The organism is Oribacterium sp. FC2011 (genome assembly GCF_000701645.1).
In the GTDB taxonomy this organism is placed as follows: domain Bacteria; phylum Bacillota; class Clostridia; order Lachnospirales; family Lachnospiraceae; genus Oribacterium.
The window spans coordinates 43,469-64,016 of the sequence record NZ_JNJM01000022.1; the positions used below are offsets into that span (position 1 = coordinate 43,469).

The window sequence follows — 20,548 nt, forward strand, 5'->3', positions numbered from 1 at the left end:
ATATTAGCGGAAACGAAAACTGTATGGGTTTAAGGTATTTCGGATTTTTGCCGGAAACTTCTTTAAGAAAGGATTCTAAAGCATGAGAAGAAAATTTGTAAAGGCAACCAGCATACTGACAGCGGTTACTATCGCAGTGACACCGGTAACATCATTAGCGTACACTTATGATGATAATGAAAGTGGTCATGAAATTGATATAAGTTCACAAGACACCTATAAGCATAATCATGGTACGGTGAATGTTAACAATGGTACCGTGGAACAAAATGAAGGTACTGTGACTAATAATAATAATAAGGTTAAAGACAATGACAATCTTGTAAGCACAAATAATGGGACTGTTGATATAAATGACGGTACTGTAACGGATAACAACAAGACTGTAAGTGCTAATAATGGTACAGTAAAACATAATAATGCTTCAGACGGTGAAGTAACTGATAATAAAGGTGAAGTAACTGACAATAGTGGAACGGTAACAACCAACCACAACGGTGGTAAGGTGACAACCAATAACGGAACCGTTCAAGATAACTATAACGGTGGTGAAGTGACAACCAATAATAAGACTGTTACTAACAACGCTGGAACAGTTGGAAGCAATACTAGCACAGGTTCAGTAGGAACAAATACCGGAACTATTAATGATAATGCAGGAAATGTAGGATCTAACTCAGGGACTATAGGTGTTGATAATGGAGGCAATTCCGGAAACGTAGGAACAAATACCGGAACTATTAATAACAACTCAGGAACGGTCACAACCAATAATGGATCAGGAAGTGTCAACAATATAGCAGATGGTGAAGTGACATATAACTATAGTGGTGTGAATAACGCCGGAGGAACTGTAGAATACAATTACTCTGGTGCTACGGTCACAAACACTGATGGAGGTGTTGTTGTCACTAACGAAACAGGTGGTAGAGTTACCAATGAAAGCGGTACTGTAAAAACAAATAAAAGTACCGGATATGGGACAGACGGTTATGGTGTAGTTAATACAGGAACAAGCGCAAATGATAAAGGTATTGTTGAAATTAACAACGGCACAGTAGATAATGGTCCATTTGGTGAAGTAACCACAAATAATCCCAATGCTACAGTAAACAATACCGGAACAGCAGATGGCGCTGCAACCGTAGGAACAAATAACGGCACAGTTAACAATGGAGCATATGGTGTGGTGAATACCAATAATGCCAATGCTACAGTAAACAATAACGGAACGAGTGCGGCAGCAGTTGCAGCCGTAGGAACAAATATTGGATCTGTAAACAATGGTGAATTTGGTGAAGTAACTAATAATGGTACTCAGGATGCCAGCGGAACCGTTGATAATAAGGGCGGTACTGTTGTAAACAATATAAATGGTACAGTCACCAATACTGAAGGCGGTTCAGTAACAAACAATTTGGCTAATGGTAAAGTAACCAATACTAAAGGAACTGTTGGGAACAATACCGGTTCTGTAGCAAATGATGTTAATGGTAAAGTAACTAATAATGGTACTCAGGATGCCAGCGGAACCGTTGATAATAAGGGCGGTAAGGTTGTAAACAATATAAATGGTACAGTCACCAATACTGAAGGCGGTTCAGTAACAAACAATTTGGCTAATGGTTCAGTAACCAACACAAACGGAACCGTAGGAACTAATGAAGGACATGTCGATAATGCTACTGAAGGAACCGTAACAACCAATGCATCAGGCGGAAAAGTTACAAATAACGGCGGAACTGTTATAAACAATAATGCCGGCGGTGATGTTACTAATAATCAAGGTGGTACTGTAAAGGAGAACGCCGGAACAGTAACCAATGCATCAGGTGGCATCGTAGAGAAGAATCTTGAAGGTGGTTTAGTAGATTTTAACGATGTTACTATGGCGTCCAATGCAGGAACATTAACATCCAATGCAGGAACTGTTACAACCAACGAGTCTACCGGTATTGTAACCAACACAGCGGATGGTACGGTTGATACCAACAAGGGTACAGTAAATAATGAGGCCGGTGGTGTTATCAAAATAAATGCTGTGGGCGGTTATGTAGATTTTAACAGTAAGACCATGGATAGCAATGCAGGTGAGTTGGGTGAAAATAAAGCCGGCGGAACTGTAACTATTAATACAGGCGCTGTTACAACTAATGCCGGAACAGTTACTACTAACGATGGCGATATCAATACAAACTCAGGAACAGTTAATGCCAACAATCATGACATTACCAATAATACCGGAACAGTTAACAATAATAATGCGAATGCTGAAATAGGAACTAACGATGGTACTGTAAACACTAATGCGGGAACTGTAAATGACAATAATTCTATCATCAAGGATAACACCAGCATAGTTGTTAGAAATGACGGAACCATCGAGATCAACACAGGCTATGTTGGGGAAAGCACAGGCTTAATTCAGTCAAATAAGGGAGCCGGTGATGTAGAACAGAACTCCGGACAGGTTTTGAATAACGAGGCTAAAGTTGGTATTAACACAGACACAGGTCTCGTTGAGAACCTTACAGGCGGTGTTGTAGATACCAATAACGGTACTGTTTACAACTATGGCGGACGTGTTAACAATAACATCGGAACAGAGTACTTCTCAGTTTCCATTGCTGATGGAAGTAATTCAACTCATTCCGGCGGAACATTTGCTTCTTATAAAGATGCAAGCTGGCTCGGAACCACAGGTGAAACACAGTCCTCCACAACTATCGTTGTTACGCCGACGAATGGCTACAAGATTTACTCTTTTAATATTCCTGATGAATACAAGGAATATGTTACTGCAACAAAGAATGATGACGGGTCTTGGAACCTTACAGTTAAGTCAGGTTTGAATATCAGTCTTTCTTTACCTGATGCTACGAGGACTTATACCTCCGGCGGAGGTACCAGATCCAGCTCCGGTTCAGGATCAGGTGGATCAGGTGGCAAAGGAGTTACAAGCACAGTACTCAATCAGACAATTAATCCTGTAAACGATCTTACAGTTGTTGCGGTTGCAACTACAGGTACGACTCTTGCTGCTCCTGTATCGAACGTAGTGACAGGTATTGATATAGCATCAGCTTTCAATAACTTTGCTGCAGCTAACGTTCAGACATATGGCTCAGAGAACATCTTCGGTACAGGTGCCGTTGATTTCCATAATATATTCGATACTGCAGCTTCAAATATTGTTGATGTGCCTATAACCGCTAATGTTAAATACGGTAATACGTATAAGGTACTTTTTAGTGACTCATCAAGTATCGATGTTCTGTGTACCTGCGATGGTATACTTTACCTACCGGTATCAAAGATGGCAGCAGGACTTACATACATCATTTACGGAACAGCTACAGATCCATTTACAGCTATGATGGCTGCACAGCAGTTGGCTGCTACAGAAGCTTCGGCACAGCAGATGACAGGTACAGTTGTAACCAATCCTGCAGCTAACCTGGGAATATTTGATCCGGCAACACTTGCACTTGCAGGTCTTGCATCATGATCTGTACCAAAGGTTATGAATCGTAAAGGAAAGTGGATTTTGAACACATATTTATGATCACGTTCAGAAACCTCTTTTAAAAACCGGGGACGGCTTCCGAGAGGAGGACCGTCCCCCGTTTTTTCCCTTAATCCCCCCTACTCCAAGGGGGGATTTTGGTGTATAATGGTCGGAGCAAATTCGGGGGGCAGGCAGGTTTTGTTTTGAATCAGGCAAAACGCGTGAATCTTTCACTGAAGGAAAAAATCTTCCCCGTTGAAAATGGAGGAATCTGAAATGGCAGTAAAAGAATCGGTTTTAGGAAAGCTTCAGGACGGAACTGAGGTTAAGAGATATACATTGACAAACGGTAATGGTACAGAGGCCAGCTTCACAGATTTGGGTGCAATCTGGCTTACCATGCTGGTAAAGGATAAAGAGGGAAACAGGAGAGATGTGGTTCTCGGCGTTGATAATGTTGAGATGCTGCTCAGGAACCCCGGTCACATGGGAGAGCCTCTGGGCCGTAACGCAAACCGTATCGGCGGCGGATCCTTTGAGATCAACGGAAAGACCTATGAGCTTACGAAGAATGACAAGGGCGTTAACAATCTTCACTCAGGACTTGATTACTGGAGAAACAGAGTATGGGATGCAGAGTATGATAATGCAGGACTCGGCAGCTATGTAATGTTCTCACTTATTTCACCTGACGGTGACCAGGGATTTCCCGGTGAAGCCAGGGTTTCTGTGACATATACATTGTCAGAAGACGACAGTCTCAGCATCCACTATACAGGAACAGCCGATCAGGACACAGTATTTAACATGACAAATCATGCTTACTTTAATCTCGACGGATATGACAGCGGAGATGCCATGGACCAGATAGTATGGATCAATGCTGACCGCTTTACACCTGCCAACAAGAATTCTATTCCTTACGGTGATATAGTATCTGTTCAGGGTACACCTATGGATTTCACCACAGCGAAGCCTATAAAGAGAGATCTCAGAACAGATTTTGACCAGCTTAATTTTGCCGGCGGTTTCGATCACAACTGGGTGCTTAATGATTTCGACGGAAATGTAAGGCTTGCGGCCACAGCTTTCTCCGAAAAGTCAGGCATCAAAATGTCAGTATACACAGACCTTGAGGGAATGCAGTTCTATACAACCAATTCCATGGCTACTGACTTTGAAGGAAAGGGCGGAGTTCATTTCGGACCGCACCACGGATACTGTTTCGAAACACAGCATTATCCTGACTGCCTGCATAAGGCAGATTGGCCGACATCTATAGTCAAAGTCGGTGAAGAATACGACACCACCACGGTTTTCAAGTGGGAAGTGAAGTGATCATAGTTACTATTCAGAGCATTTAAGGATTAAACTGAATAATAATTGATATTATAAAGAGGTTTTATTGAAAAAGTTATTTATAGCGGAAAAGCCCTCCGTTGCGCAGCAGTTCTCTCAGGCTCTCGGTATGAATAATGTCAGGAGAGGCGACGGATTTCTGGAAGATGAAAACTATGTCATTACCTGGTGTGTAGGACATCTGGTGCAGTTGTCCTATCCCGAGGCTTATGATGAGTCTTTGAAAAAGTGGAGTTTTGACACGCTGCCCTTTATTCCCGGGGATTCCGAGTGGAGATACGAAGTCGGAAAGAGTACGAAAAAGCAGTTTCAGGTAGTTTCCAAACAGCTTAATCGTGAGGATGTGGACACCATATATGTCTGCACCGATAGTGCCCGGGAGGGAGAATACATTTACCGCCTTGTGGAGATGATGGCGAAGGTGCCGGAATCCAAGGAGAAAAGGAGAGTCTGGATAGACTCTCAGACTAATGAAGAAATCCTTCGCGGCATCCGTGAAGCAAAGCCCGAGAGTGCTTATGACAATCTTTCGGCCGCCGCCTTTTCACGTGCCAAAGAAGATTATCTCATGGGCATAAACTTCAGCAGAGCTTTGTCCCTTAAATACAGTAACCGCATAAGACGGGAGCTCAACATAGATCATAAGGACAAGATGGTGGTGGCAGTGGGACGTGTCATGACCTGTGTCCTGGGAATGATAGTAAAGCGTGAGCAGGAGATCAGAGCCTTTCAGAAGACGGTTTTCTACCGTATCCTGGGGGATTTTGACATCGGAAACGGTGCCGTGATCACCGCGGACTGGAAGGAAACAGAAGGCTCAAAGAAGTACGCACCAACAGAGATATATGACGGAAAGGGATTCCTCAAGCAGGGTCGTGCCGTGGAGTTTATGAAGAGCTTCATGCCCTTCCCAAGAGATGCGGAGGTTACAGGACTCGAAAAAAAGAAGGAGACAAAGAATCCTCCGCTTTTATATAATCTTGCAGAGCTTCAGAATGACTGCTCAAAGATGTTTAAGATAAGTCCGGATGAGACTCTGGCTATAGCTCAGGAGCTTTATGAAAAGAAATTAACCACCTATCCCCGTACTGATGCGAGAGTTTTATCTACTGCGGTATCAAAGGAGATAGCAAAAAACATAAAGGGTCTTTCCACCTATGAGCCGGTGGCTGCAGCGGCACAGGAAATACTTGAGAACGGGTCCTGTAAAAACATCGGAAAAACCAGATATGTGGATGACAAGAAGATCGCCGATCACTATGCGATCATTCCTACCGGTCAGGGACAGAGGGAGTATCAGTCCTTAAAACCTCTGGCTAAGAAAGTATATGAGTTGATTTGCCGTAGGTTTCTTGCTATCTTTTATCCGCCGGCAGTATATCAGAAGATTTCATTATCTATAATCTGTAATGATGAAATGTTTACAGCCGGAACCAGAGCCCTGAAAGAGGAGGGGTATCTGAAGGTTGCCAATGTAAAGAAAGATGCTGCGAAGGCCATGGAGGGAGCCGGTGACGCAGGAAGTGCTGCCGGTGACGGACAGCCGGAGGGCGGACAGGATTCTGAAGAAACCGGAGACAAAGACGGACGCCTGAGTGAAGCGCTTTTGAAGCTTAAAAAGGGCCAGAAGATAAGTCTTCGTACACTGCAGGTTAAAGAAGGCGAGACCTCACCGCCTAAGAGATATACTTCCGGTTCAATGATCCTTGCCATGGAAAATGCGGGAAATCTCATAGAAGATGAGGATCTGAGAGCTCAGATCAAGGGCGCCGGAATCGGCACAAGTGCGACCAGGGCAGGAATACTCACAAAGCTTGTGGATGATAAGTATGTGTCACTTCAGAAAAAGACACAGATTCTGACACCTACAAAGCTTGGCGAACATATAGCCTATTATGTTAAGATATCCATACCACATCTTCTCAATCCGAAGCTTACGGCCTCATGGGAAATGGGCCTTAGTTCGGTGGCGGAAGGAAAGATAACCGAGCGGGAATACATGGATAAGCTGGAGCAGTTTGTGAGAGAAAAGACTGAGAAGATCAGATCAATGTAAAGCTATGCGGCAGTTTCGGCTGATTACCGGATCAAAAAACACAGAGAAACATCAAACAACTGTCTCATTTGAGATGAAAACAGGAGAACAAAGTGAAAAAGAGCGATATGACAATAGAGGCCATGTATGACCTCAGTTACACAGAGGCGGGGGAGGCATTTTCAGGATGCACTTACCCTTGGGAGGTACTTCCGAAAATTCATGATTTTATCGCGGCCTACGGACCGACTCTTCCAAAGGAGGAGTATGATGAAGTAAAGCCCAATGTCTGGATCCACAAGACTGCCAAGGTCTTTGATTCTGCTTATTTTGCGGAGTATATCATTATCGGACCCGAGACAGAGGTCAGACAGTGTGCATTTCTCCGGGGCAATATCATTGCCGGTAAGGGTTGCGTCATAGGTAATTCCTGTGAGCTTAAAAATGTTATTATCTTTGACGGAGTGCAGACACCACACTATAATTATGTGGGAGATTCCATTCTTGGATATAAATCACACATGGGAGCTGCGTCACTTACATCAAATGTAAAGTCCGACAAGAAGCTTGTGAAAGTGCATGCTGAGGACGGAGACATTGAAACCGGACTCAAGAAGTTCGGTGCCATGCTCAGTGACCATGTTGAGGTAGGCTGCGGTTCGGTACTTAATCCCGGCACGGTTATCGGAAGGAATACCAACATTTACCCCCTTAGTTCCGTAAGGGGCTGTGTGGATTCCGATTCCATCTATAAGTCAAAGGATGAGATCATCAGAAAAACAGAAGATTAAACTTTTTTATAAAGGAGATTTTAAATGGATAACAATTATGGATCAAATGTAACAGTTCTCAATCACCCTCTGCTTACTCACAAGATTTCACTTCTTCGTGATAAGGCAACGGGAACAAATGAGTTCAGACAGCTTGTGGAAGAGATCGCCATGCTTATGGGGTTTGAGGCTCTTCATGATCTTCCCACAAAGCTTGTAGAGATCGATACACCTATCGAGACAGCAAGTGTTCCTATGCTTGCCGGAAGAAAGCTTGCCATCGTTCCGATCTTAAGAGCAGGACTCGGCATGGTTTCCGGACTCACAGCTCTTGTGCCAAGCGCAAAGATCGGTCATATCGGTTTGTACAGAGATGAGTCTACACATCAGCCGGTTGAGTATTTCTGTAAGCTTCCTCATCCTATCGAGGAGAGACAGATAGTTGTATGCGACCCTATGCTTGCAACAGGCGGATCTGCTGTTGATGCTATCACTCAGATCAAGAGACACGGCGGAAAGAAGATCAAATTTATCTGCATTATTGCTGCTCCTGAGGGTATTAAGAAACTTGTTGAGGCACATCCTGATGTTCAGGTTTATGTAGGAAACGTAGATCGCTGCCTTAATGAAAATGCTTATATCTGTCCGGGACTTGGTGATGCCGGAGACCGTATTTTCGGAACCAAGTAATGAAATGAAAAAAGTAGGGAGCATGCTCCCTACTTTTGTAGCATAATAGTGAGTATAAACCCTGTATTGCTTCGTTCCGACTGCCGGGTTTATGATAAAAAAAGAAGCGGATCGGTTTAAAACCAATCCACTTTCTGTCTGCCGCCAGCCGGACTTGAACCGGCATGGATAAACCGCGCGATTTTGAGTCGCGTGCGTCTGCCAATTCCGCCATGGCGGCTTAAGACTTATATAAATTAGCACATTATCGAAAGGTTTTCAAGTCGAATCGATGCCGATTTTGACCCATAAATAACATTATGACATGCCTGGATGCCCGAAAAAAAATATATGATTATCTGAATAACAAGCTGACAGATGCGGAGCTTAAGGATTTCATCGATCATGTGAACGGATGTGATGAATGTATGGATGAGCTCAGGATCACCCATATGGTTTACAGAGGTGCGGCGGAGCTGGATTCCGATGTGGACACCAACCTGAACATTGATGAGGCGCTTAAAAAGACCATAAGTGATTCCAGATTCTACCTGTTCCGTTTGTTTACCAGAAGGATAGCTGCTATGGTTGTGGATACCATAGCTTTTTGGGCAGTGCTGATCATTTTTATAATGCAGATCAGGATGTGGATCATGTGAAGAGGAGATAATTTTGTCAGATAAACTTTTACTTATAGACGGACACAGTATCATGTCCCGTGCCTTCTACGGGATTCCGGAGCTTACCAATTCTCAGGGCCTGCATACAAATGCGGTATATGGATTTTTAAACATTCTTCTGAAGGTTCTGGATGAGGAACAGGCAGACCATCTTGCGGTAGCATTTGATGTTCATGAGCCTACCTTCAGACATAAGATGTTTGAAGGCTATAAGGGAACCCGTAAGCCTATGCCTCAGGAACTTCACGAGCAGATACCCGTTATTCAGGAGGTTCTCACGGCTATGCACATTCCGCTTCTGAAAAAAGGCGGATTTGAGGCGGATGATCTTTTGGGAACCGTTGCAAAAAAAGCTCAGGCAAAGGGAGTGGATGTAACCATAGTTTCCGGAGACAGAGACCTCCTTCAGTTAAGTGATGAGCATATCAAAATCTATCTTCCTAAAACTTCCAAGGGAGTGACTACTGAGGAAATCTATTATCCTGATGATGTGAAGAAAACCTGGGGAGTAACCCCGTCGGAATTCATCGATCTGAAGGCTCTTATGGGTGACACCTCGGATAATATTCCCGGAGTGGCAGGCCTCGGCCCAAAGTCTGCAGAGTGGATCATTCAAAAGTATCATGACATTGAAACTGCACATGAAGCAGCCGTTTCCGGGGATCCTGAATTCAAGGTGCCCCGGAAGCCAAAGGCTGCACAGATGCTTATCGATGAGTGGGATAATGCAAAGCTCTCCAAAACTCTCGCCACCATCAACATTGATTCGCCCATAGATTTTGAATATGATGACGCGAAGGTGGAGAATATGTTTAACGAAGAGTCTTTTGAAATGATAAAAAGACTCGAGCTTAAATCTCTCATTAAACGTTTTGATGTAACCTCTCTTAACATTGAACAGCATCAGGATTTTGATCTTTCAGAGATAAAGTCAGTGGATGATCCTTTTATGGCGAAGATTGCCTTTAAGGATGCTGCAAGTCAGGGGGCTGCAGGATTCTGTATAGTTCATAAACCATCGGTTCTGGAAAGTGCTTCAGGACAGATGGAAATGGTATTTGATGAAGAGCCGGATGCTGAAGCTTCAGATCAGGAAACATCAGATGCCACAGAACTCTTTTTTGCGCTTGAGGGCGGCAGATACTTCAAATTCCATGGCTTTGACTGGAAAAAGGAGCTTAAGGAGCTGTCTCTTAAAGAGGGAATGCATCTCTATACCATGAACCTTAAGTCTCAGCTTTATGATTGTGAATTCTCGTCTGAGAGCAATGTTCTCGATCTGTCACTTGGAGCTTATGTCATTAATCCTCTGAAGGATACCTATACCTATGAGGATCTGGCCAGAGACTTTATGTCGGTGACATTACCATCGGAAAAGGAACTCAGGGATCGTTTCAAGGCGGCTTCAAAATCGGACACATCCTGCGGACACGATCTTCCCGGAACAGTTGAGGAAACCATGGGGGCATATACTGCCATAGTCGCAGAGTGGTCTTTTAAGGCGGTTATGGAAAAGCTTGAAGAGCTTCAGGAGACGGAGCTTTTCAGAGACATTGAGATGCCTCTTGTATATACCCTTTACAATATGCAGGTGGCAGGAATTCTGGTCGATAAAGCGGCTCTTCTTGAGTATGGAAAAGAGCTTAAGGCCGGTATAGAAAAGCTTCAGAAAAGTATTTATGAAGATGCCGGAATAGAATTCAATATCAACTCGCCGAAACAGCTTGGTGAGATTTTGTTTGAAAGACTTGGACTAAAGGGTGGAAAGAAGACCAAATCAGGATATTCTACAGCTGCGGATGTGCTTGAAAAGCTTGCGGAGGAGAATCCGATAGTCAGAGATATACTTGAGTATCGTACACTCAGTAAGCTGAATTCGACATATGCGGAGGGCCTCCTGGGATTCATCCGTGAGGATGGCAGAATCCACGGAGAGTTTAACCAGATGGTTACCGCCACAGGACGTATTTCCTCCACAAACCCGAACCTTCAGAACATTCCTATCAGAACAGAGCTTGGAAGAAGGTTCAGAAAGGTATTTGTACCGTCGCCGGGATGTGTTTTCATTGATGCCGACTATTCCCAGGTGGAGCTTCGTATACTGGCTTCACTTTCGGGAGATCCGAAGCTTATTGAGGCATACAAAGATGCCAGGGATATCCATGCGGTTACAGCATCCCAGGTATTCCATATACCGCTTTCGGAAGTTACAGAGCAGCAGAGGCGTAATGCCAAGGCCGTAAACTTCGGTATAGTTTACGGTATTTCCGCCTTCGGACTCAGTGAAGGTCTGTCCATCAGCCGGATGGAGGCAAAGGAATATATCGAAAGATACTTTGAAACATATCCGGATGTTAAAAAATATCTGGACGGTGAAGTTGAATTTGCCAGGAAACATGGCTATATAAAGACCGTTTTCGGAAGACGGAGACCGGTTCCGGATATCAATGCTTCCAACTTTATGAGAAGATCCTTCAGTGAAAGAGTTGCGATGAACAGCCCTATCCAGGGATCTGCAGCTGATATCATGAAGAAAGCCATGAACGAAGTTGACAGAGCACTTCGCGAAGGCGGTTACAAGTCAAGGATCGTTGTTCAGGTTCATGATGAGCTTTTGATAGAAGCGCCTGTAGAAGAGAAGGATAAGGTGAAAGAGCTTCTGGTTGAAAAGATGCAGAATGCCGTAGAACTTAAAGTACTTCTGGTGGCTGATGCAAGCGAAGGATATAACTGGGACGAGGCTCACTGACATTTTCGGATATTTAGTGGGAGAAACCGGCCCGGCTAATATTGGGAGCTTATTGAGAGCTGATAACATTTATAAATGTCCGGTGAGAGAAATGCTGAATAATAAGTTTCTATCACCGGAACTTAGATCTATCGAAATTAAGAAGAAAGACTAAACGGTTTCAAGAAAATGGCTTTAATAGAAAAAACAGATATAATGCACCTGGGCTTTTTGAAAAAGGAGAGCTTTACGGGTTCCTCCGAAGGCATGCGTTATCGTATGTCCAAGGTGATTTATAAGGATCCTGATACTGAACTTTTGAAAAAAATCGAAGCAGGGGAAGCGGATTATCCGGTGGATAAAAAGACCGGAGAAAAGATCATGAATCCTACAAAGGAAAGGCTTCGCCTGGGTGTCTGGGTTTGGCCGGAACCCTTTTCCTTTGACAAGACGCCGGAGGATAAAAAGCTATATAAAGAGCTTGCTTTTGATGAAGCCGGAGTGATGGAAGGACTTGCATGGCTGAATGCTCAGAAGAGTGAGAATGATTGGACTGAGCTTAGGATATCATGGAAAGACCGGCCATGACGGACAGGGGTTAAGATGACTTACGGAGGCTGCCCTTTGGAAGGCAGCATTGGCGAATGAGGCAAAGATAAAGATGATAATCGGAGTTATAGGAGGCGTCGGTGCAGGTAAGTCTACAGTACTTGACACCCTGGAAAAAGACTATGGGTTTGTGATCCTGAAGACGGATGACATAGCCAAGTCTTTTTATGTTGATGGAAATTCTGTTTTTGAAAAACTGAAAGAGCTTCTGGGTGAAGACATTCAAAAAGAGGATGGCACTGCGGATCTTAAAGCGATTGCAAAAAAGCTGTATGGAAGCGGGAAGAATCACATTCGAAAAAAGGTCGATGGAATAGTGCATCCTGCTGTGTGGGAATATGTCAGAAAAGAGACCGGCTCCCGGGATGCGGATTTTGCGGTAGAGACAGCATTACCAAATGAAGCTTTTACAGATTTATGTGATGAGATCTGGGCGGTATATGCGGAAAGGTCAGTCAGAGTTAAGCGCCTTATGGAAACAAGGGGCTATACAGAAGAAAAAGCCCATGATATGATTCATTCGCAAATCGGGGATGACGAATACGGGAAGATCGCCACATTCGGGATCGACAATACAGGCTCCCCGGAAGAGACGGTTAAAATGATCAGGAAGCACATGAGGGATTTTTTCGGTGAACACAATCAGGCTGTTCAGATGCTGTAATCCTTCCCGGAAGGGTGGATGCACCCCGGTGTTCCGGATTATGAAGTTATTGAAAGGTTTTGATTTTAATGAGGTTTACAAGCATTGCCAGCGGTTCAGGCGGGAACAGCACATACATAGGCACAGAGAGTACCCATATACTCGTAGATGTGGGCGTGACAATGAAGGCTATTAATACAGGACTTCATGAGTTGGATCTGGATCTTAAGGACATTAATGCCATATTCCTTACCCATGAGCATATTGATCATGTAAGGGCGGTGGGAACAATAGCAAGAAAATACGGCATACCGATGTACGGAACTCTCGGAACCCTCAGGGAGGTAATGCTCAATAAGACATTGGGGGATGTCCATAAAGACAATCTTTTCCCGATTCTTCCCGACAGTACCATGGAAATAGGTGACCTCCGGATATGTCCTTTCAGCATATATCATGATGCTGCGGATCCGGTGGGCTACAGAGTGGAGACAATGGGTGAAGGAAAACCGAATTCGGCTAAAAGAGTAGCGGTTGCTACGGATCTCGGGCATTATGACGATTACATCGCTGAGCATTTGAGAGATCTGGATGGTATGGTGATCGAATCCAATCATGATGTTAAAATGCTCAGCACCGGGCCGTATCCAATGTCTCTGAAACGACGCATATTAAGCGACCATGGACATCTCAGCAATGACAATTGCGGACTTCTTCTGGATTCCATACTCTCAAGACGCGTAAAGCATGTTTTCCTGGGGCACCTCAGTAAGGAGAACAATCTTCCGGTGTTAGCATTAAACACAGTCAGGCGGGAGATAGACAAGTCTGATTCCGAGCACAAATCTGAAGAGATAAACATTACCGTTGCCCACAGGGACCGGATTTCGGAAATTGTTGAGATTTAAGAAGTTAAAGTCTGACGTTTCATCCGGTGTGGTTTAACGATATATGTTTCCGACCTGTCCTGAGAAAAGGATTTCCATAATAAAGGCTTGTGTGCTTATAGGTGCCATAACTCCGGGTGATTGTATTTAAAAATGAAGGCAAATTATGGAATATTAAACTTGTTTTTTTATTGCATCGATGCTTATTATAGAAGAAACTTGCAGGCTGAAATGTGTCAGCGGCTTAATGGATTCAAGGAGGTTTTATGAAAAAGGCGATTATTACCGTTGTTGGTAAGGACAGTGTAGGTATCATAGCGAAGGTGTGTACATTTCTTTCAGAGGCAAATATCAACATCCTTGATATTTCACAGACCATCACAGGCGGATTTTTCAATATGATGATGATCGTCGATGTATCCGGAATAAAGGATCCTTTTGACAAGGTTGCGGGAGAGCTTACACAGTACGGTAAGGACCGGATCGGTGTGGATATCAAGATGCAGCTTGAAGAGATTTTCACCATGATGCACAGAATCTGATATTCATGGAATTATGATATTTGCGAAGTGATATTTCGTTACATCATGCATTACCAAAGGAGAATATATGGCAATTTTAAATGATGTTGTAAATGCTGTTGAGGTATCTGAGACCAACAACATGATAGAGCATAACAATCTTGATGTTCGTACCATAACCATGGGTATCGGTCTTCTTGACTGTGCGGCACAGGATGTTGATACATTTTGCGACAATATATATAAAAAGATAACCAAGTATGCAAGAGACCTGGTAAAGACAGGTGAAGAGATTTCAAAGGACTATGGTGTGCCTATCGTAAACAAGAGAATCTCGGTAACTCCCATAGCTCTTGCCGGCGGCAGTGCCTGCAAGTCGACAGAGGATTTTGTAAAGGTAGCTCATACTCTGGATAAGGCTGCCAAGGCTGTAGGGGTTAATTTCCTTGGAGGTTTTTCGGCTATCTGCCAGAAGGGAATGTCACCGGCGGATGAGATGCTCATGAGGGCCATTCCCAGAGCTCTTGCAGAAACGGATATAGTTTGTGCCTCGGTCAATCTCGGTTCTACCAAGACCGGTATCAATATGGATGCCGTAAGACTTATGGGAGAAATGGTAAAGGAAGCCGCTGAGCGCACTAAAGATACCGACTCCTCGGCATGCTCCAAGCTGGTTGTATTTTGCAATGCTCCTGACGATAACCCGTTTATGGCCGGAGCCTTTCACGGGGTTTCCGAAACTGACTGCATTCTCAATGTAGGCGTTTCGGGTCCCGGCGTGGTACGTGATGCTTTGCGTAATGCCCAGGGTCTTGATTTTGAGGAGCTGTCGGAGCTTATAAAGAAGACAGCCTTCAAGATAACGAGAGTAGGACAGCTGGTGGCGAAGGAAGCTTCAAGGAGACTGGGAGTTCCTTTCGGCATCATTGACCTTTCTCTTGCACCAACACCTGCAATCGGAGATTCTGTTGCGGATATTCTGGAGCTCATGGGCCTTGAAAAAGTTGGGGCTCCCGGAACCACTGCGGCACTTGCAATGCTTAATGATCAGGTAAAGAAAGGCGGCATCATGGCATCCAGTTCTGTGGGAGGACTCAGCGGTGCATTCATCCCGGTATCTGAGGACCAGGGTATGATCAATGCAGTTGAGGCCGGTGCCCTTAATCTTGAGAAGCTTGAAGCCATGACCTGCGTTTGTTCTGTGGGCCTTGATATGATCGCTATTCCCGGAGACACCACCGCTGCTACTATTTCCGGCATTATCGCTGATGAAGCGGCCCTTGGTATGGTGAACCAGAAGACAACCGCGGTCAGGGTTATCCCTGCATACGGCAAGAAGGTTGGAGACCATGTTGACTTTGGCGGCCTTCTCGGCCATGCACCGGTTATGGCAGTCAATACCTTTGACTGCTCGGCTTTTGTTAACAGAAAGGGCAGGATTCCTGCACCGATACACAGCTTTAAAAACTAAGGAGAATAGTCCGGAGGGTATCGGCCCTCCGGACTAATTATTTGTGATATTTATGCCGAAGTAGACATGTGTGATGTATCGTGATGCAGGAGTTTTTTGAAATAAAATAACAACAGAGGGCTTATGTACAACGGGAAAAATGTTATCGGAATAGTAACTGAATTTAATCCTTTCCATGAGGGACATAAATATCTTATTGACAGTATCAGGCTTCGCTATGGCGACTGCTATGTTGTGGCTGCCATGTCAGGGGATTTTGTTCAAAGGGGAGAGCCTGCCATATATGATAAATATGAAAGAACCTGGGCGGCGCTTCAGGGCGGTGTTGATATGGTGGTGCAGATTCCGGAGATGTTTTCGACATCCTCTGCGGAGGATTTTGCTGCCGGGGGAGTTGCGACGTTAAGATCTCTTGGATTTGTTGACATTCTGCTTTTTGGTTCTGAATCCGGTGATCCGGATCATCTCATGAAGATTGCAGATCTCGAACTGGATTCCGGAAGCAAGGAGAATGCCAAATTAAATGCTGCCATCAGGGACAATGTTGAAGCCGGTATGAGTTATGCAAAGGCCAGGGCGGAAGCCATAAGTCTGGTGCTTTCCGGAGATGATGAAAAGGCCTTTGAAAATATACTTGACAGTGTATCGGGAGGAAATCCTGATGAGGATTTAAATAACGGGAAAAAGTCTGAAAACATAGGTGAACCGGGTCTTCCGGCGGATGCCCGGGAGGGTACAGGTCTTCTTAAAAAGGACGATTCTTCATCGGGCACCATGGCCTCGAGACTTCTTCCCAATGACATTCTGGGAGTTGAGTATATAAAGGCGGTAAAAAGGCAGGGTGACTGCTTCCGCATTGACTGTATCAGACGGAATCAGAAATTTGAAAGTGCCCATGCTATTCGTGATGCTATAAAGAATCCTCAGTCGGAGGATGATGTAAGCATTAACCAATCATATGCAGACGTGGATATGCTGTCAGATATGCTGAGCTACAGAATGCTGCAGCTTTATTATCTTGACCGTATGTCGCCTGAACAGCCATCGTCCTTTACGGACTATCTGGATGTGTCCAGGGAGATAGCGGATGCTTTGAAAAAACAGATACATGACCGTATGACATTTACTGAAAGAATAGAAGCCATAAAATCGAAAAATTACACTTATACCCGCATTTCGCGAGCTCTGCTCCACATTCTTTTGGGAATCAGTAAGAAGGATGTCCGGGTTCTCAGGGGAAGATTTTTCGGGGAAGCGGATATGATGCCGTATGTGAGGATTCTTGGCATTCGTAAAAGAGCGAGAGATATGCTTGGCAGTGTGAAAACTACGGTGGTAACTTCAGCTTCGAAGTATGAAAAGCAGCTTTTCTCTGTTCGCAGGAAGGAAACTATAGAGACACCGGAGGAGCTTATCCTCAGTATCAATGCTTCCCACGCGGAAACTTTGTTTAACCAGGATATGTATTCTGCTGATGTATATAATAAAGTGTACAGTCCGGGAGAATGTGACGACGGTTTAATAAGTTACGGGAATGAATTTACGCAAAAATTTTTAATCGCTGACTAGAGTTTTATGGTATCATTTATCTATTGAAAAGAGTCGGTTCGGAAGCATTGTCACAAAGGATTTTCATTGAATGGTATGTGTTCTGAGCGGCTTATGATCATGGAGGCAGAGGATGAAACTGGTTTATGCAATTGTACGTAATGATAATGAGGATGATGTGGTGGATGCGCTGAATGCTGCTCATTACCAGGTGACGAAGCTTGCAAGTACGGGAGGATTTTTACGTAAAGGAAATTCTACACTTATGATCGCGACGGATGACGGGAAGGTCGACGATTGTGTGGAGATCATAAAGAATGAATGCGGAAAACGCCAGAATATCACGGTCAATATGCCTTATGTTTCCGGTACTTCCATGAATACCTATTCAACCATGCCGGTGCCGGTGGAGATCGGCGGTGCCACGGTGATGGTGGTCAATCTGGAGAGATTTGAGAAGTATTGAACCGGAACACATTTTGTCCTTGATTTTGTGCAGAAAATCAAGGAGCTTGTGACTTGAACGGCAAGTCTAATCGAGTATAATATTTATTAATGTCGAATTGTATACAGAGTTACAACTGTGTGCATTAAAAACATAAACCTGTCACCGCGCATTTGCCGGTTCCTTCAACAGGAGGTTGGTGAGGAAAGGCATGTCGCAGATGATTAAATTATAATGTGTATATTGAGAGGAGAATGACACCAATGGCTATTATTGATGAGATCAAGGCTAAGGCAAAAGCAGACAAGAAGACTATCGTACTTCCTGAATCTATGGACAAGAGAACCTTTGAGGCTGCTGTAAAGATTACAAAGGAGGGTATCGCTAACGTTGTTCTGATCGGAACTCCTGAAGAAATTGCCAAGAACGGTGAGGGATTTGATCTTACAGGCGTTACAGTTGTAGATCCATACAACGATGCCAACAAGCAGAAGTACATTGATAAGTTCGTTGAGCTCAGAGGCAGCAAGGGCGTTACTGCTGAGTCTGCTAAGGAGCAGATGGAGAAGGATTATATGTACTATGCATGTCTTATGTGCAAGTGCGGTGATGCTGACGGTGTTGTTTCCGGTGCATGCCACTCAACAGGTAACACTATCAGACCGGCTCTTCAGCTTCTTAAGACAAAGCCGGGCATCAAGTCTGTTTCAGGTTTCTTCCTTATGGAGACAGATGCAAAGGAGTACGGTGAGAACGGTACCTTCGTATTCGCTGACTGTGCAGTAAACGTAGATTTTGATTCAGAGAAGCTTGCTGAGATCGCAGCACTTTCTGCTGAGTCTTTCAAGAGCTTTGTTGGCGCAGAGCCAAAGGTAGCTATGCTTTCATATTCAACAAAGGGAAGTGCAAAGCATGATGACGTAACAAAGGTTTCAGAGGCTGTTAAGATCGCTAACGAAAAGTATCCTGATATCAAGCTTGACGGTGAGCTTCAGCTTGATGCAGCTCTTGATCCTACAGTTGCAGAGCTCAAGGCTCCGGGCAGCGCAGTTGCAGGTCATGCAAACACACTCGTATTCCCTTCACTGGAAGCAGGAAACATTGGCTACAAGCTTGTTCAGAGACTTGCTCATGCCGGCGCTTACGGTCCTGTTCTTCAGGGTCTTTCAATGCCTGTTAACGACCTTTCAAGAGGCTGCTATGCAGACGATATCGTAGCAGTAGTTGCTATGACAGCTGTTCAGGCTCAGAATGCTTAATTAGGAAATTCAAGGGTCAGGCCCTGGCGACTTGACCCTCTTTTTAATTTATATAATTAGGAGAAAAAACCAATGAAAATTCTTGTTTTAAACTGTGGATCTTCTTCACTTAAGTACCAGCTCATCGACATGGAAAATGAGTCAGTTCTTGCCAAGGGTCTTTGCGAGAGAATCGGAATCGACGGTTCAAAGCTCACACATAAGGCTCCGGGTAAGGATGATTTTGAGCTTGAGACAGCTATGCCTGATCACGGCGTTGCAGTTAAGCTCGTATTTGATGCTCTTACAGATGCTGCACATGGTGTTGTTAAGTCTGTTGATGAGATCGGTGCTATCGGTCACAGAGTACTTCATGCCGGAAAGAAGATCACAGAGTCTATCGTTGTAACTCAGGAAGTAAAGGACATCATTCGTGAGTGCTTCGATCTCGGACCTCTTCACAACCCTGCAAACCTTCTTGGTATCGAGGCTTGTGAGAAGGTTGTTCCCGGTAAGCCAAACGTTGCTGTATTTGATACAACCTTCGGTATGACTCTTCCCGAGAAGGCATTCTACTATGCAATTCCTACAGAGTACTATGAGAAGTACGGCATCCGTCGTTACGGTTTCCACGGAACATCTCATAACTTCGTTTCTCACGAGACTATCAAGTTTGGTAACCTTGATCCTGAGAAGGCAAAGGTTATCGTTTGCCACCTTGGAAACGGTGCATCTGTTTCTGCATCTATCGGCGGAAAGGGTGTAGATACATCTATGGGTCTTACCCCGCTTGAGGGTCTCATCATGGGAACGCGTTCAGGTGACATCGATCCTGCAGTAGTACAGTTCCTTGCAAACCATGAGAAGCTTTCTGTAGATGAAGTTCTCAACATCCTTAACAAGAAGTCCGGTGTGCTTGGTCTTTCAGGCGTTTCTTCAGACTTCCGTGATGTAGGAAAGGCTGCCGCTGAGGGTAATCACATGGCTCAGGTTGCACTTGATGCTTTCGAGTACAGAGTAGCTAAGTACATCGGTGCATACGCTGCTGCAATGAACGGTGTTGATGCTATCGCCTTCACAGCCGGCGTTGGTGAGAATGACAAGAATGCACGTAAGCGTATCGTTGATCAGTATCTCGGATTCCTCGGCGCAAAGATCGATGATGAGAGAAACGATGTTCGCGGTAAGAATACACTTATTTCTTCAGATGATTCAAAGGTTAAGATCTTCCTTATCCCTACAAATGAAGAGCTTGCTATCGCACGTGACACACTTCGCCTTGTAGAGGCCTGAGTGACATCCTGAAAAAGGAAATTACAAGTATATATGAATAAAAAGATCCGGTGGGACTGTCCTGCCGGATCTTTTTTTATGACGGCAGAATTGTTTAAACAAGTTATACCTAACCCTTATAGATATGAATAAATAATCAGTCTA

At 44.3% G+C, this 20,548-nt stretch carries 16 protein-coding genes and 1 tRNA gene; 16 read left to right on the forward strand and 1 reads right to left on the reverse strand.

Features of this window, described 5'->3' with window-relative positions:
- The first annotated feature begins 82 nt into the window (after window positions 1–82).
- The 5 genes from T357_RS0114960 to upp all read left to right on the forward strand — a co-directional run bounded on the left by T357_RS0114960 (window position 83) and on the right by upp (window position 8,362).
- Entirely contained in the window at window positions 83–3,508 is a 3,426-nt protein-coding gene (locus T357_RS0114960; RefSeq protein WP_031554382.1) for a beta strand repeat-containing protein, read from the forward strand.
- A 276-nt stretch (window positions 3,509–3,784) separates the two neighbouring features.
- The gene (locus T357_RS0114970) at window positions 3,785–4,846 is read left to right on the forward strand and encodes an aldose epimerase family protein (protein ID WP_031554385.1); all 1,062 of its coding nucleotides are present in this window, start codon (window positions 3,785–3,787) and stop codon (window positions 4,844–4,846) included.
- Between the two features lie 67 nt (window positions 4,847–4,913).
- Window positions 4,914–6,923: a DNA topoisomerase gene (locus T357_RS0114975; protein WP_031554387.1), complete on the forward strand. Its 2,010-nt coding sequence runs from the start codon at window positions 4,914–4,916 to the stop codon at window positions 6,921–6,923.
- Window positions 6,924–7,015: 92 nt separating this feature from the next.
- Window positions 7,016–7,693 carry an acyltransferase gene (locus T357_RS0114980; RefSeq protein WP_031554389.1) on the forward strand — a complete coding sequence of 226 codons (678 nt, stop codon included), beginning with the start codon at window positions 7,016–7,018 and terminating at the stop codon, window positions 7,691–7,693.
- Between the two features lie 24 nt (window positions 7,694–7,717).
- Window positions 7,718–8,362, forward strand: a complete 645-nt coding sequence (upp, locus tag T357_RS0114985; protein ID WP_031554391.1) for a uracil phosphoribosyltransferase — start codon at window positions 7,718–7,720, stop codon at window positions 8,360–8,362.
- Window positions 8,363–8,501: 139 nt separating this feature from the next.
- On the opposite strand, the gene T357_RS0114990 is transcribed toward upp, so the two are convergent.
- A tRNA-Leu gene (locus T357_RS0114990) sits at window positions 8,502–8,582 on the reverse strand.
- Window positions 8,583–8,661: 79 nt separating this feature from the next.
- Here T357_RS0114990 and T357_RS0114995 point away from each other — a divergent pair.
- From T357_RS0114995 to T357_RS0115045, 11 genes are all read left to right on the forward strand, one after another.
- Window positions 8,662–9,000: a zf-HC2 domain-containing protein gene (locus T357_RS0114995; protein ID WP_031554393.1), complete on the forward strand. Its 339-nt coding sequence runs from the start codon at window positions 8,662–8,664 to the stop codon at window positions 8,998–9,000.
- Window positions 9,001–9,010: 10 nt separating this feature from the next.
- Window positions 9,011–11,770 carry a DNA polymerase I gene (gene polA, locus T357_RS0115000; protein WP_155991486.1) on the forward strand — a complete coding sequence of 920 codons (2,760 nt, stop codon included), beginning with the start codon at window positions 9,011–9,013 and terminating at the stop codon, window positions 11,768–11,770.
- A 168-nt stretch (window positions 11,771–11,938) separates the two neighbouring features.
- Entirely contained in the window at window positions 11,939–12,337 is a 399-nt protein-coding gene (locus T357_RS0115005; RefSeq protein WP_044917123.1) for a hypothetical protein, read from the forward strand.
- A gap of 49 nt (window positions 12,338–12,386) precedes the next feature.
- A complete protein-coding gene (gene coaE, locus T357_RS0115010; RefSeq protein WP_049962472.1) occupies window positions 12,387–13,022 on the forward strand; it encodes a dephospho-CoA kinase in 636 nt (211 codons plus the stop codon).
- A 68-nt stretch (window positions 13,023–13,090) separates the two neighbouring features.
- A complete protein-coding gene (locus T357_RS0115015) occupies window positions 13,091–13,909 on the forward strand; it encodes an MBL fold metallo-hydrolase (protein WP_031554404.1) in 819 nt (272 codons plus the stop codon).
- Window positions 13,910–14,154: 245 nt separating this feature from the next.
- On the forward strand, window positions 14,155–14,430 hold the full coding sequence (locus T357_RS0115020) for an ACT domain-containing protein (RefSeq protein WP_031554406.1): 276 nt from the start codon (window positions 14,155–14,157) through the stop codon (window positions 14,428–14,430).
- A 67-nt stretch (window positions 14,431–14,497) separates the two neighbouring features.
- A complete protein-coding gene (locus tag T357_RS0115025; protein WP_031554409.1) occupies window positions 14,498–15,880 on the forward strand; it encodes a PFL family protein in 1,383 nt (460 codons plus the stop codon).
- Between the two features lie 123 nt (window positions 15,881–16,003).
- Window positions 16,004–17,449 carry a tRNA(Met) cytidine acetate ligase gene (locus T357_RS19440; RefSeq protein WP_044917124.1) on the forward strand — a complete coding sequence of 482 codons (1,446 nt, stop codon included), beginning with the start codon at window positions 16,004–16,006 and terminating at the stop codon, window positions 17,447–17,449.
- Between the two features lie 112 nt (window positions 17,450–17,561).
- Window positions 17,562–17,894 (forward strand): cyclic-di-AMP receptor, encoded by a 333-nt coding sequence (locus T357_RS0115035; protein WP_031554414.1) that lies wholly within the window; start codon window positions 17,562–17,564, stop codon window positions 17,892–17,894.
- A gap of 242 nt (window positions 17,895–18,136) precedes the next feature.
- Complete coding sequence (pta, locus tag T357_RS0115040; protein WP_031554417.1) at window positions 18,137–19,132, forward strand: phosphate acetyltransferase; 996 nt, start codon at window positions 18,137–18,139, stop codon at window positions 19,130–19,132.
- Window positions 19,133–19,204: 72 nt separating this feature from the next.
- On the forward strand, window positions 19,205–20,404 hold the full coding sequence (locus T357_RS0115045; protein ID WP_031554420.1) for an acetate/propionate family kinase: 1,200 nt from the start codon (window positions 19,205–19,207) through the stop codon (window positions 20,402–20,404).
- The last annotated feature ends 144 nt before the right edge of the window (window positions 20,405–20,548 follow it).